The sequence below is a fragment of the Paenibacillus sp. CB74 genome, assembly GCF_055687625.1.
The window spans coordinates 3,389,587-3,404,365 of sequence record NZ_CM146009.1 but is presented as its reverse complement, the minus strand read 5'-3'; the positions used below and the strand labels follow the sequence as shown (position 1 = coordinate 3,404,365).

Here is a 14,779-nt window from a genome sequence, read left to right as displayed (position 1 = left end):
TATTATTCATATCGTTTAACAAGAAACCCCTGAATTGGAGCGCAGCGTGAGCTGTACATCCGATTCAGGGGTTTCTTTTGCTATCGAAAGTATTGTATTGTTCCGGCTCTATTATATAGAGTCAGCTGTTTCAGTAAGGCTCACAGGCCTATCGTGTGTATTCGAGCTAGGGGTATTCCGCTCTAGCCAGTCTACAACATGCTGAGCCACTTCTGTTCGGTTGATCTCATGCAGCATTTCGTGGCGTCCACCCGGATACAGGCGATACTCAATATTCTCCAGTTGAAGCTTCTTGTACTGGGAGACCAGATTAAGAACACCTTTGCCATGAAGTCCAACGGGGTCCTTTTCACCTGAGAACAGATATACGGGTTTGTGTTTAGGTATGCGCTCCATATTGTGTGGAAGATGGACTTCGAGCAGCAATTTGAAGAAGTCGCGGAAAAAGCCTGCTGTACAGACTGCCCCGCACAGGGGATCATCAATGAATCGCTGAACCTCTTGTGCGTCCCGGGACAACCAATCAAACGGTGTCGTTGCAGGGCGGAAAGAGCGGTTAAATCCACCAAATACAATCGCGTTGAGCAGCATGCTGGGATGAGTATCCCCCTGAATGCCGCATTGCAAGAAGGCCAGCTTCTCTCCAAACCGTAGCAGACCGCGTCTACCATTCGTCCCGGATAGAATAAAGGCATGGTACTGCTCATGACCAGCGTACATGAGATGTTGTACCAAGAATGAACCCATGCTATGTCCCATTAGAAAAAGGGGCACCCCAGGGTTCTCCTTGGCGGCTACTTCGCCGAGATTAATCATATCACTTGCCATCCAGCGGAAGGCATCAACACCAGCATTGCCGAGTAGCTTGGCATTCTCCACAGTTTTGCCATGACCCCGATGGTCATTGGCATAGACCGCATAGCCATTTTCAGTAAGAACGCTGGCAAATTCCGCGTATCGGGCGGCCGTCTCGCCCATGCCATGTGCAATTTGCACTACACCCTTAACGTCGCATTCCGGATCGGGAAGCCAGCGGTACACATGAATACGGGTACCTTCACTAGCGACCAAGGCAAAGGTAGATTCCTGCATCTCGTGTAATTCCTCCTTCACAGGTTACATATGAGCTTGATTTATGGCAGATAAGAGCGAAGAACAGTAGTATTCCCGTTTAAAGTATAAGAACCCAGATTGGCTGGCAAGAGATAACACTGTCCAGCTTTCAATTCAATGCGGTCTGATTCAGCATGTGCCCACTCCAAAGTGCCTTCTCCTTCACAGACAACGAGAATTGTGAAGCTGTCAGGATTTGTGGAGAGTTCCCAGCGTTCAGTTACAACCCCTTTTTCCACCACAAAATAAGGACATTCCGCAAGCATGAGCCATTCACCAGGAGTAGCGTTATTGGTTTTCATTGTTGAAGCACCTGCACCCTCATAGGCGGTGACATTCAATGAGTCTTCAACATGCAACTCACGTGGTTTACCATCCAGTCCAGGACGATTGTAATCGTAAATCCGGTAAGTCGTATCCGAGTTTTGCTGAATCTCAGCGACAACGACACCTGCACAGAGCGCATGTACGGTTCCGGCAGGGATAAAGAACGTATCACCAGCTTCTACAGGTACCTGACGAAGGGTATCCATCACCGTGCCGTTTTCCAATGCCTCTTTCAATGTTGCCCGATCCACGCCTTCATTCAGGCCGTAGATGATGTGCGCGCCCGGTTTTGCGTCGAGTACATACCACATTTCTGTTTTGCCAAGCTCGCCAGGAGGAAGTGCCTCATACTCGTCTGTGGGATGAACCTGAACGGACAGGTCATCGTTGCAGTCAAGCAGCTTAATCAGAAGGGGGAAACGACCGCCTTTTTCGGAAACGCCTTTGGTTCCAAGCCATTCGGTGCCCAGTTGTTCACGAACTTCATCCAGACCCTTGCCAGCTAGTGCTCCATTTAATACCTTGGTTGTACCGTTTGGATGATCGGCTATCATCCAGCCTTCTCCGATATGTCCTTCAGGGGGCGTAAGGCCGAATTGCTCCAGCGCACGACCGCCCCACACACGTTCTTTGAATTCAGGTTGGAATTGTAATGGGTATGGCGTAGACATCAGTAATCTCTCCTCTAGTATATGAAATGGTGGATCGCTTTAATCAGTCATGGGCCTGCAATCGCCATGAACAAACAAGTGAATACGTTTGCATATGTAGATTTAGAACACAGATCGCAGGAAGGAGAAGCCGTTAACAGCTCACCTTGCGATTGTGTCTAGTTTATTGTATTTGGTGAACAAAGGAAATTATTTTTTTCTCAATGCCGATCAGAAAAGGAGAAGTTTCTCGCTGTAATTGGCGATACAGCACAACCTGTGCCTGTTCTACCGGCAGGGAAGAGGACCACTCCAACACGGCTGATGCTTCCTGTGCGCCTCCGTCATGACCGGGATAGAGCACAACTGTAATAATGCCGCGAGGACGTAATAAAGCGAGTGCGGCCTCGAGTGCAGCAATTGTACTGTCAGTCTTGGTTATGATGGAGGAATCTGCATTTTCCGAAGGCAGATACCCCAGATTAAACATGACTGCGCCAACCGCACCAAGCCATGACTCCGGCACGGCTTCTGCCATTCGATCATGACTTAGTTGAAGCATGGAGATGGAGCCAAGCTTGGCTTCGTCGTTTTGTTTTCGAATCCGGGCCTGTGCAAGCGTAAGGGCTTCATTTTGAATATCGAATCCAATGACTTGACCACGTTTGCCTACTTGTTGTGCCAAAAATAGTGTGTCTGCTCCAGTACCAACTGTTGCATCTATGGCCAGATCACCTGGCTGCAGACGGGAAGCAATCCACTGATGAGCACAGCTGAGAACCGAAAGAAAGCCCATCTATGCTCGCCTCCAATACTTACCCTGCCATGAATCCCGCTCTCGCAGCTCACGATCAATGGAGTTCAATACTTCCCATTTGTTCATGGACCACATTGGCCCAATCAGCAGATCACGCGGTGCGTCGCCTGTAAGGCGGTGTACGATCATTTCTGGCGGGAGCATCTCCAATGTATCTACGATCAGCTTGATATACTCGTCCTGATCGAGAAAACGTAAAAGACCGGCTTCGTATTGCTTTACCATTGGTGTTTTACGCATCAGATGTAATAGGTGAATCTTGATGCCCTGTACATCCATATTGGCGACTGCCCGTCCAGTGTCCAGCATCATCTCATGCGTTTCTTGAGGCAGACCATATATGATATGTGTGCACACACGTATATTTCGTTTGCGTAATTTCTCAACCGCTTCTTCGTAACACTTCGTGTCGTGCGCCCGATTAATCAATGTTGATGTGGAATCGTGGATCGTTTGAAGCCCCATCTCAACCCACAAGTATGTGCGCTCGTTCAGTTCAGCCAAATAATCAACAACGTCATCTGGCAAACAATCCGGGCGCGTGGCGATGGACAGACCAACAACACCTGGTTGCTCTAAAATTTCTTCAAAATATTCGCGAAGCTCCTCAACCGGAGCATATGTGTTCGTATAGGCTTGGAAGTAACCAATATAATGGGCTGTAGGCCACTTGAGGTGCTGTTTATCTCGAATCGTATTGAATTGGGTAACCAGATCTTCACGTCTGCTGCCAGCAAAATCGCCTGATCCACGCGCACTGCAGAAGGTGCAGCCACCTTTGGCAATGGAACCGTCACGGTTGGGACAGGTGAATCCAGCATCCAGCATCACTTTGAAAACTTTATTGTTGAATTGATCTCGCATCTCATAATTCCAGGTATGGAATCGTTTATCTCCCCACAGGAGAGGGGACTGTAATGAAGGTGCATTCATCTTCAAGGTACTCCTTTGGCTGTCTAATTACAGTAATCATACGTGAACAAAAGAAGAAGCGCTATGCGATTTCCGTCATAGACGATGGATAGCGATTATAGGTGTTTTCATGAACTTTTATCATTGTATCAAAAAACTAAAAAAAAAGGGAACCTAAACGCAAAATAGGCCGTAAAATCAAGGTTTTCTCCTTGCTATAGTTTACACCTTATGTTATATTTAAATCAGCGTCAGACACCATCTAATGGGTACTATTCATCATAGCATTTGAATCAATGTTGACGTCATGGACCATACTATACCGTGAGGTGATATGAATGAATTCCCAAGTAAAAAACAATGAATTGAATCATGTGTCTGTTGAATTGACGGCAGAGGAAGCACTGGCTTTAACGGGTGTTCGTTTTAATGGAAATCCGAAAGTGAAAGCGGCTGCAAGACAAAAAGTTCGCGATGCTTTCGAAAAGACATTTGATTTTTCACACCAAGATAAGGTAGACTATGAACTACTAAAGTAGTTGGACCCCAATTCCAAATAAATCGAAGAGGGAATCTTTGAGATTTGCCCAAAGTGGCAGATCCGAAGATTCCCTTTTCATTGCTCTTTACAATTTGCGAGTTCTTCGGCAAAATAAGTCTGAGACAAGTATGGGACAAACGGAGGAATAAAATGCGTTTACGTGGCAGAAAAGGGATAAGAGAAAATCTGGAGCAACAAGTTGATCTTGTTGTACTGGACCCCAAGCAACATAAAGGAAAATGGTCTGAACTGTTTGGCAATGACCATCCGATCTTCGTGGAATTTGGTATGGGTAAAGGTCAATTTATCAGCCAAATGAGTTATAAATATCCGGAATTTAATTTCATCGGTATTGATATGTATGATGAACTGGTGCGTCGTGCCAGTGAGAAAGCTCGGAATGCGTGGAGCCAGGCAGATGTGGAGACACCACCGAACCTGAAGCTTGCGCTGGCAAACATTGAACAGATCGAGGAAGTTTTTGAACCGGAAGAACTGGAACGCATTTATTTGAACTTCAGCGATCCGTGGCCAAAAGCAAAGCATGCACGTCGCCGGTTGACGCACCCGCGCTTCCTGAAGAAATACACGGAATTGCTTAATGCAAAAGGACAGATTCATTTCAAAACCGATTCGGAGACGCTGTTTGATTTCTCACTCAACGCCATTGCCGACTTTGGTCTGCAAATGACGAATCTGTCTTTGAACCTGCATCGCGATGGACTTAACGAAGAACATGTGATGACCGAGTATGAGCAGAAATTCATGGGCAAAGGCATGAACATTCACCGGGTTGAAGTGATTGTGGGTGAAGAGGCACTGCGTGAGTATCAGCAGACACGTCTGGACAAGTATAAAGTCCGCGAAGCGACAGAAGAGTCTGGTGAAGGTCAGGAACAGGAATAAAATCGAAATCTAACTTAAACTCATTAAAGAAGAGCGACACATGAGGGGAATGGTTCATTCTCATAGGTCGCTCTTTTTGGCGTTGTGAAGTGCTCCTAAAAATCACGTCTGGGATGATTTCAAAAGTTCTCTGAATGAAACTCTTTGCGGCGATAATCGTTCGGTGTAACACCGTTGAACTTTTTGAACATGCGATAGAAATAGGAACTGTTGGTGAATCCGGTCCTCTCGGCAATATCGGCAACGGAGTTCTCTGTCTCTACCAGCAGATGTTGAGCCTTGGCTATGCGGGTTTCATTAATCACGTCCGTTAGCCCTTTCAGGGTGAGCTGTTTGTAGAGCCTGCTTACATAGATGGGCGACATGCTAAGCTCATCTGCAATAGAAGTTAGACATAGGTTAGGGTCCGCATAGTCCCGCTCAATAATGCCGTTGATTTTGCGAATCAACTCTTCGTGCTTCATTGTACGTTTCTCTTCAACTTTGGAACCAAGCTCATCAAACATACGATAGAAGTGTTCATGCACTTCACTGATGTCTTCCGCTTCTTTCACAGGCAGCATGAGTCCATCCGATACTGAATCAAGCGTGAGTTGATTATTTTTCTTAAGGGTATTTCGTACATGGTTGAGTGTCATCGTCAGATGGGATAAGGCCAGCTGGAAGACGGTGAAGGGATAAGCGGCTGTTTCACCGACGATATCTGCATAGACTTGCTTGGCTTCTTGCGTCTTGCCTGTCATTAGATGATCGACAAGCTGTCTTTCCTTACCTGCCGGGAATGCGTACTCCTTGGCGTGATAAGCCATAATGTCAGAAGTATAGATCAGACAGCCGGGTCCCATGAACAAACGATGCAGTGAAGCTTCGGCTGATCTGGTGTAGGAAGCAATACTGTCTTCCAATGAATCTTCCTCCGTGCCGATCGTACAGGAGATGGAGCATTTCAGATGGGTCATCACAGCAGCCTGCATCATGCGCAGCAGCTCTTCTATCCGGTTGTTAGTAGGTTGCTCAAGTTCCTGGTATTCCGCTTTCTCGTTGAAAATGAGGGTGATCAGATCACCGCCCATATCCACAGCTTCCGCATTATAGTGGAGATCGGCTGTCTCGGTGCAGATGTTCATCATGGCGTATTTGACAAGCTGGGTCTCATCACGATACGTTTCGCAGAATTCCGTAAAATGATCAATACGCAGCAATACGAGTCTGGAAGCACGCTGAACATCAATGGAGGAACCGTAGAACTTCATCCGTTCTTCCAACATACCTCCAGTTACTGTTTCACGACCCTGCAAGGCCCCACGCAGAAAATCCTGCCGTAACAGATGAAGACTGCCACGTCGCTCTGCTTCCATCACACGTAAACGAACAAGCACCTTATCAATAGGGTGATATAGTTTTCGGGATACAAGGTAAGAGAGCAACAACCCTGCGATGAGAAGTCCAACACAAAACAGAACGGTATGTGTACGCATACTCCGTATATCTGAGGTAATCAGATCATACGGTGTTATTCTCACATAACGCCAGCCCAGATCATCGGGAGCGGTATAGGTGATGAGTGATTTTTCTCCGTCGACCTTCTCGGTAAAATAAGCGGAATGCTCCGCATCCTGCATAATTGGCTTCATAAAAGCTTCACTGGAGAGATTTTTCATCAATGAACGATCACCAAAGTCGGATAATAGATCCCCATTCTCATTCACGATAAAGGTCTTGCCTGGTTGATCCACAGCATTCATGTTCGGACTGAGCCAATCATCCTTGATATTAACGATGACAGCATAGTTTAATTTCGCGTTGTCATTGATCGTGTCGTAACAGAGATAAGTGTAGCTGTTGACCTCTGTTTCTTCAGTAGAGCCGACCTGATATGTACGCGGGATGGGAACAAAAGGTTTATAGTCATGGAAGCGTTGGAGGATGCTTGTAATCCCCTGATCGTCGATCTCTGAGACGGACTGCTGCCCATTACGCACGTTGGAACTGATAAAAAATTCATTGCTTTTAGAGTTGTATACATAGATAGATTCGATAAAGGGAAGGGACATGCGGTAGTTGTCGAGTTGCTCCATCGCCGATGTAATCTCATAGATATTTGGTCTGGAATAAAGCAATAATGATGAGATGGTGTAGTCCTGATAAATCTGATATGACAATGATTTCGCAGTCTCGGTCATCTTGGCTACTTCACGGCTGGTTTGTGTAAGGCTGTTCATATCGGTACGATACACCTGGCGAAGAGCAATCCGATTATAGTTGGCATACAAGATAGAAGAAGCCACAAGCAAGGTGGCGACGGTACTGATAATAATGCCGATCAGAATCCGTGTGAAGACCTGCTGACTGTCCTCTGAACGTTTACGCATTCTTTTTCCCCCTTGGACCTCTTGTTATGGGTGGAGAACGTAGAACTTCATATACATACGCCAGACTTCATACCTGGATGAGCAGAAGAACAAGAGTATCTTGAATTATATATTATGTATGCGTTTACATCAACGCTGGACAGGCTGTTTTGCCTACTTTCTCTACATAAAGTTCAACTTTCGCAGGATTGTTCACCAGTTGCAGCCTATGCACGATATCAACATTTGTGAACGGATGCGTGTGGATGTCTGTTCATTTCACGGTTCGTTCGTTTTGTTCATAGTTTATTTCGCAGAATCGTTCATTTTCTGAGGGGAAGCTTCAGTATCCGTGAGCGAAGGGAGCATCTACAATAAAAAGAGAGCTCCACCACGCAGCACCGCAAGAAATTCGGGAGGGATCGAGCCATGCTCAAAGAATTGAACAAAAACAAAATCATGTTTCTGATGCTGTTGCCCACGCTGATCTTTTTTCTGATTAACTCGTATTTTCCAATGGTCGGTATCTATTATGCGTTCACCCGGTATGATTTTGAAGGCGGACTATTTGGCAGTCCATTTGTCGGTTTGGAGAACTTTAAGTTCCTATGGCAATCCGGAATGCTGCTGAAGCTCACAACCAACACTGTGGGTTACAACCTCGCCTTCATTATATTAGGAAACGGACTGGCGATCTTCTGTGCGATCATGCTTAGCGAAATCCGGGGCAGGTTATTCAAAAAAATTACGCAATCCGTCATGTTCTTGCCGTACTTCATCTCGTTTGTACTATTAAGTGTAATCGCTTACAACATGTTCAACTATGAGTCGGGTTTTGTGAACACGGTGCTCAAACGTTTCGAGGCTGGACCGGTGGATATTTATAATACACCTTGGATATGGGTATTTTTGATCATCATCTTTTATCTGTGGAAGAATCTCGGATACAGCATGGTCATCTATCTGGCCGCCATAACGGGGATCAGTGACGAGTATTATGAAGCAGCCCGAATCGACGGGGCCAACATTTTTCAGCGGATCTGGTACATTACGGTACCGATGCTGAAGCCAACCTTTGTCATCCTGCTGTTATTCTCGCTCGGCAGCATTATGAAGGGGCAGTTTGACCTGTTTTATCAACTGATTGGCAACAATGGGGTGCTGTACAATGCTACAGATATTATTGATACGTATGTGTATCGTTCACTGAAAGTAACGTTTGATATCGGGATGGCAACGGCTGCTGGTCTGTATCAGTCTTTGTTCGGGTTCATTTTGATCATGACCGTCAATTATATAATCCGCAAAGTAAATGAGGACTACGCCTTGTTCTAGAACGCCCCCAGGGCAGAAGGGAGAACGATCATGAACACGCCAATGAATACTCGCACGCGTACGAATACACGTCTCAGAGATTCGGAGTTTACTTTCATGTTTCAACTGATTTCCTATAGCTTCATCATCATCTTATCCATCATGTGCCTGTTACCTTTTCTGCTGATTCTATCCGGTTCGTTTAGCAGCAACGAATCCATTGTAAGGGATGGCTATCACCTCTTTCCAACGGACTTTTCCCTGGAAGGTTACAAAATGGTGTTCAAATTCCCGACTCAGGTACTCAAGGCTTATGGGGTAACCGTTTTTACAACGGTGGTGGGGACCACGCTAGGGCTGTTTCTCATCACGATGGCCGGCTTTGTGCTCCAGCGTAAGGACTTTAAATATCGGAACACGTTTTCATTTTTTATCTACTTCACAACGTTGTTTGGTGGGGGACTTGTGCCTTGGTACATTATGCTGGCGAACTACTTCAACCTCACAGATACGTATACCGTACTGATTTTCCCGGGGTTGATGACACCGTTCCTCATTATCTTGATGAAAAACTTCATTCGTTCGGCTGTGCCGGATGAGTTGATAGAGTCAGCCAAGATTGACGGAGCTAACGACTTCCGCATCTATTTCAGCATTGTGTTGAAACTGGCGATGCCTGGGATTGCTACTGTAGGTCTGTTTCTGGCATTGGGGTACTGGAATGACTGGTTTACCTCATCGCTCTTCATTAACAATCCTGATATGTACCAGCTGCAATTTTATCTCTATAACACGATGAACACGATTACTTTTATTGACCAGATGGCGATTGGCACAGGGATCACGCTTAGTCAGGATGTGCCTACGGAATCAACCAAGATGGCGATGGCGATCGTTGTGACGGGACCGATTTTGTTCCTGTATCCGTTTGTACAACGTTATTTTGTCAAAGGACTTACGATTGGTGCAGTGAAAGGTTAGAACGTGAACACGCTCTGTATATCAGGCTGCTAGCATCATCTTCGGTCTGAAACATGGCGAGTCTGCGCTAACATATAAAGGTTCACCACAAAAAGGGAGGATGCGTATGCGTAACAAAACAATTCGGCACCTGTCTCTGGTACTTGCCCTGATGTTGTTCGCCGGGGTGCTTGCCGCATGTAACAATGGTTCGGGGGGATCGGCGCAAGGAAGCGAGCAAGGGGGAACATCCGAGAATAAAGGTGATAAAGTAACACTGCAATTTTACATGCTTGGGGATGCTCCGAAAGATCTGCCTGTCATTGAATCCGAGATTAATAAGCTGGCTGAGGCTGATCTGAACGTCAATGTGAAATTCAACTACACCTCCTGGACCGACTGGGATCAAAAATATAAACTGCTGCTGTCTTCCGGACAGCCGATCGATCTGATCTTCACAGCGGATTGGACATTCTACCAGTCCTATGCCAAGAAGGGAGCGTTTCTGGCACTGGATGAAATGCTGCCTAAAGCAGCACCAGCGCTTAAAGCTCATGTCCCTGATGACATGTGGGATGCTGTCAAAATCAATGACAAAATCTATACGGTTCCATCTACTTGGATTGAGTATGTAACCGAGGGGATTGCGTACCGCGAGGATTTGCGCGAGAAGTACAATCTTCCGAAGCCAGAATCGCTCGAGACACTCGAAGCGTATCTGGAAGGCATTAAGGCCAACGAACCCAATATGATTCCGATCGCGGATAGCAATGCCAACCATACGCACGGTATCCGTCAACTGACATCCAAGCTGGTGAATACAGCGGGTCAACTTCCATATGGATTGGATATTATGTATGACACACCTTCGACCGTGACGTCCTATTGGGGATCGGCACAACATCTGGAAGACCTGAAAACATACAAACGCTGGATGGACAAAGGATTCTTCCCCAAAAACGTACTGAATGTAAAAGATACTTCCAACTCATTGCTGCAAAATGGAAAAGCGGCTGTTGTTCTGTCCGGGGAGAACCCTAATAAATTTAATGCAGATGTTATCAAGGTGCAGTCTACGCATCCAGATTGGAAACTGGCTTATTTCCCTTACCCGAATGCAAAAGGGTTTGCACAACCTGTTCACCCGATCCACAATGGGTTTGCGATTCCACGCAGTAGTAAGAACCCGGAAAAAGCATTGGCATTTTACGAAAAGCTTGTGACAGACAAACGCTATAATTGGTTGACTGAATACGGCGTGGAGGGCAAAAACTTCGAAGTAGATAATGGATACTACAAAATGGTGGGGGATGCACAAACGAACGGCTTCCCGCGTGAGGGCATGAATGGTTGGGCTTGGCGTAATCCGGAATTTATGCTCTATGATAAAACCTTTGATGATGTCCTGACCATGTTTGAGGATCTGGACAAAATCAAAAAGCCAGATATTTTTACCGGATTTGCGGAAGACTGGACTCCATATCAAGCCGAGAAAGCTGCCTTGGAGCAAGTGGAAAAACAATATTTGTATCCGCTTAATGTGGGTTTGGTGGCAGACGTAGAGGCTGGTTTGAACACATTTATGGAGAAGGCAAAACAAGCGGGATTAGAAAAAATTCAGTCAGAATACACCAAGCAGTGGCAGGAGTACTTGAAATCAGCAGGCATTCAGTAAATTTGTACTTTCCTTCATACAGAAAAGGTGCCTTCAAAGTCGAAGGCACCTTTTCAATGTGTGTGCAGGTTTGTTTGAAGCCGCTGCTTAAAGGCGTAATTGGACGAGATATGCGGGAAGCAGCAAATGTTCGGATAAATTCATATATGGGCCTCTTCTGCGGATGAAGGACGAACGTCCTCCAACAGATCGAGAATACTTTGAGCGCTCTCCATTGGATGAACCTTGGCAATTTCCGCCAGATGACGTTTGCGTTTACGTACGACATCCGGATAGTGGTGCAGCAGTTTGTTCATCCATTTAACAACTACGTCAGACGAAGATATGGGTTCTCCCAACCCTCTAGCGGTAAAATAATGGACGTTTTCTTCTTCCTGACCAGGTATAGGGTTGTGGAACAACATCGGAATTCCTTTGGCTAAGCCTTCGCTGCATGTCATTCCTCCAGGTTTGGTGATCAGCAGGTCGGAGACTTCCATCAATTTGTCCACTTCGTTGGTGTACCCGATAATATGAATGTTCTCTTTGCGATACATGGGGTTCTGTTCCATGCTGATCCGTGCTTTATCATTGCGACCCAGACAAAAAATAATCTGAATATCTTTATGCCACCGTGTCAGCAACGGATGGACCAGCTCGTCGCTGAGCATGCCCCAACCGCCGCCCATTACCAGTACAGTGGGCATATTTTTGAGGTTGAATCTGCTTCGGATCTCTTCTCGTCCGGGATGTTCCCAGAAGTTCGGATGCACCGGAATGCCGGTGACTCGAATTTTGTCTATAGGTACGCCACGAAGCAATAGTTTGGACTTAACCTCATCTGAAGAAACCAGATAAAGATCTACTTCACGGTTAATCCATGTCCCATGTGCATCATAGTCGGTGATGACTGTGCAAAGGGGAATCTGTGCACCCAGACGTTTCAGTCTGGCTATGACAGCACTGGGGATCGGATGGGTACAGACAATTGCATCGGGACGTAACTGGCGCACCACGCTGCGTGTATGGGTATAGAACAGCTTGTGCAATGCGAGTGTTGTCAGCCGATTCAATGATTTTTTATATTGGTGTCTGTATACGTATCCGACAAGTTTGGGTTGGTTGGTAACCGTTTTTTTGTATGCTGTTATAATAAGAGGTGCAACCTTGGGATTTAAGAAACTTCCCAGTTCCAGCACTTTCGTCTGCACATCTGACGAGAGCTTTCGCAAATTGCTGGACAGTGCATAGGCGGCTTGAGTATGACCCGTACCAAAGCCTTCAGATAATAGTAATACTCTTTTTTTCTCCACGCTTACTTCACCTGTTCCTGCTAGGTTTTTCTGAGTCTAACATATCGGCTTTAAGACCAGAATGCAACTGTTGCAAGTGCGACTAAAGTACCTATTGTGGCACCTGCCAGAACATCGGAAGGATAGTGTAATCCCAGATAAATGCGAGAGAATCCGACAATAAGAGCCACAGGCAACAATATTAGCAATAAGATCGGATCAGTGGTCATAAATGGAACCGTGACCGAAAAAATGGCAGTTGTGTGTCCTGATGGAAACGAATGGTCCGTCAGGGGATTCCGAAATGTAATTGTATCCGGCAAGGCCAGATAAGGTCTAATGCGGGGATACAATTTTTTTGCGATGGCTACAGGAATGTGGCTGACCGCAAGAGCGATGCAAGCCTGGAGTCCTGTTGTGCTCCATGGAGCCGGAGCAAGCAGCCAGATTAACAAAGATACTGCAATAGAAGAAGTTGCTCCACCCAGATGGGTGAAATAATACAGCCAAAAATTCATAAAACGGTTATGAAGTCGGCCGTTGATCCACATAAAAACATTTCGATCATAATCTTGAAACTTTAAGAATAAACGGCTCATATTGGCCTCCTGCCATTCAGGCCGCCTGCAATGGCGGCATTATTTCCGGTCATTTTCTGCATCCGGTTTCGTCCTGATTAGTATATAACCGTTTTTCATGAACTTGAGGTTATTTCAGGTATATGTTTATCATATTTTTAAATGTTGTCCTTTTCAAGGAGAACCCATGTAAAGAACGTAAAATTCATGTAAAGTTGGTGAATAGCTTTACTATGTTAGCAAAGAATTAAAGGAAATAACGAACAAGACACATCTTAGCACATTTGCAATGCGAAGAGCGAGATTACCCTAAACAAATAGCAGAATGAATTCCTCAGATATCTGATGAAATTCATTCTGCTATTTATTAGTTGCCATGAATATCTGTATACAAGGGTCATTTGTCCAGCCAAAGCGTTTTTAAATTTGTAAAATTACCTTATGGCATCACGAAAAGGAATTTGAAACCTAGTTAGGGAGGCCTTAAGTAAGTTGCTAGCTAATTTAAACTGCTGATAAAAACTTTTTGAAAGGGGAAGATGGGTATCATCTTCAAGTATTATTTCGTAACCCTCCCATTGATCGGGGGATATCATTTTAATGAATTTAATATTAACTAGATAACTCTTATGACACTGGAATAAGAAGGGAGAGCTCAGAGTTACAATATCCTTAAGGCAGGATGAACTTTTCAATATAGTACCATCCGTTAAATGTATATTAACTAGAGTTTTTCCGCTTTTTGTAATATATTTAATAGAATTTTCAAGAAGGATCATTTTTCTTCCTTCATTTTTAATAGTTATAAAATTCACGAAATCTTTGTCATGTTGCATAACTTGTGCAAGTTCATTCTGATATAACTGCTCAGACTCAATCTCTATAGATTTTACTAAGGTGTTAAGATTTGAAAAATGGAGTGAAACTGGAGAATCTATTAAACAACATCCAAGTTGTTTGTAGAACTCCGATTCGTTATATTCTCCCAGTACTATTAATTTTATTATCTTTTTTTCTTGAATATTAATGATTTTAATAATTTCAGGAAGAAGATCTATGGACTCTTTTGTGATTTCATAAATGATAATGCATGAATTGTGATCTTCAAGATAATATTCAAAATTACTGATGGATTTTAGTAGACAAATGTTATTATTTACTCTGTTAGACAAGTTTAATTTTAAAGAATATTTTTTTGAAATGATAGCAATTTCTGGGCAGTATTTAAGCATTGTGTTTGATCTCCTTTGTAGGATAAATCTAAAAATTGTCATAAAAGCATTTTTGTGTTTTGAGCAAGCCACTTAGCATCGAACGACAAGATAAAAGTTCTTTGAATATGTATCAGAATAAGTGAATGGAAA

13 protein-coding genes are annotated in these 14,779 nt (G+C 44.7%); 5 read left to right on the top strand and 8 right to left on the bottom strand.

Annotated elements, in window-relative coordinates:
* Positions 1-111 precede the first annotated feature (111 nt).
* The 4 genes from ACX9NY_RS14980 to mnmL form a co-directional block, all read right to left on the bottom strand.
* Entirely contained in the window at positions 112-1,092 is a 981-nt protein-coding gene (locus ACX9NY_RS14980; RefSeq protein ID WP_339259996.1) for an alpha/beta hydrolase, read from the bottom strand.
* 41 nt (positions 1,093-1,133) lie between these two features.
* On the bottom strand, positions 1,134-2,111 hold the full coding sequence (locus ACX9NY_RS14975; RefSeq protein ID WP_472479135.1) for a type I phosphomannose isomerase catalytic subunit: 978 nt from the start codon (positions 2,109-2,111) through the stop codon (positions 1,134-1,136).
* Between the two features lie 163 nt (positions 2,112-2,274).
* Entirely contained in the window at positions 2,275-2,886 is a 612-nt protein-coding gene (gene mnmM, locus ACX9NY_RS14970) for a tRNA 5-(aminomethyl)-2-thiouridylate-methyltransferase MnmM (protein WP_472479133.1), read from the bottom strand.
* Positions 2,887-3,840 (bottom strand): tRNA modification radical SAM protein MnmL/YtqA, encoded by a 954-nt coding sequence (gene mnmL / locus ACX9NY_RS14965; protein WP_472479131.1) that lies wholly within the window; start codon positions 3,838-3,840, stop codon positions 2,887-2,889.
* Positions 3,841-4,157: 317 nt separating this feature from the next.
* Here mnmL and ACX9NY_RS14960 point away from each other — a divergent pair, with 317 nt between their 5' ends.
* Together ACX9NY_RS14960 and trmB are read left to right on the top strand one after the other, a co-directional pair.
* The gene (locus ACX9NY_RS14960) at positions 4,158-4,358 is read left to right on the top strand and encodes a hypothetical protein (RefSeq protein WP_036610190.1); all 201 of its coding nucleotides are present in this window, start codon (positions 4,158-4,160) and stop codon (positions 4,356-4,358) included.
* 152 nt (positions 4,359-4,510) lie between these two features.
* Positions 4,511-5,266, top strand: a complete 756-nt coding sequence (trmB, locus tag ACX9NY_RS14955) for a tRNA (guanosine(46)-N7)-methyltransferase TrmB (RefSeq protein ID WP_472479129.1) — start codon at positions 4,511-4,513, stop codon at positions 5,264-5,266.
* 119 nt (positions 5,267-5,385) lie between these two features.
* Here the strand turns inward: trmB and ACX9NY_RS14950 are convergent, their stop codons facing one another.
* Entirely contained in the window at positions 5,386-7,638 is a 2,253-nt protein-coding gene (locus ACX9NY_RS14950; RefSeq protein WP_472479127.1) for an AraC family transcriptional regulator, read from the bottom strand.
* Positions 7,639-8,046: 408 nt separating this feature from the next.
* Here ACX9NY_RS14950 and ACX9NY_RS14945 point away from each other — a divergent pair, with 408 nt between their 5' ends.
* From ACX9NY_RS14945 to ACX9NY_RS14935, 3 genes are all read left to right on the top strand, one after another.
* Complete coding sequence (locus tag ACX9NY_RS14945) at positions 8,047-8,952, top strand: ABC transporter permease (RefSeq protein ID WP_017689672.1); 906 nt, start codon at positions 8,047-8,049, stop codon at positions 8,950-8,952.
* 96 nt (positions 8,953-9,048) lie between these two features.
* Positions 9,049-9,912, top strand: a complete 864-nt coding sequence (locus ACX9NY_RS14940) for a carbohydrate ABC transporter permease (protein ID WP_370511436.1) — start codon at positions 9,049-9,051, stop codon at positions 9,910-9,912.
* 100 nt (positions 9,913-10,012) lie between these two features.
* A complete protein-coding gene (locus ACX9NY_RS14935; RefSeq protein ID WP_445252566.1) occupies positions 10,013-11,566 on the top strand; it encodes an ABC transporter substrate-binding protein in 1,554 nt (517 codons plus the stop codon).
* A 140-nt stretch (positions 11,567-11,706) separates the two neighbouring features.
* Here ACX9NY_RS14935 and ACX9NY_RS14930 read toward each other — a convergent pair whose 3' ends face one another.
* From ACX9NY_RS14930 to ACX9NY_RS14920, 3 genes are all read right to left on the bottom strand, one after another.
* Entirely contained in the window at positions 11,707-12,858 is a 1,152-nt protein-coding gene (locus ACX9NY_RS14930) for an MGDG synthase family glycosyltransferase (protein WP_472479124.1), read from the bottom strand.
* A 50-nt stretch (positions 12,859-12,908) separates the two neighbouring features.
* Positions 12,909-13,436 (bottom strand): phosphatase PAP2 family protein, encoded by a 528-nt coding sequence (locus tag ACX9NY_RS14925; protein WP_169478872.1) that lies wholly within the window; start codon positions 13,434-13,436, stop codon positions 12,909-12,911.
* A 413-nt stretch (positions 13,437-13,849) separates the two neighbouring features.
* Positions 13,850-14,647 (bottom strand): LytR/AlgR family response regulator transcription factor, encoded by a 798-nt coding sequence (locus ACX9NY_RS14920; protein ID WP_472479122.1) that lies wholly within the window; start codon positions 14,645-14,647, stop codon positions 13,850-13,852.
* Positions 14,648-14,779 lie beyond the last annotated feature (132 nt).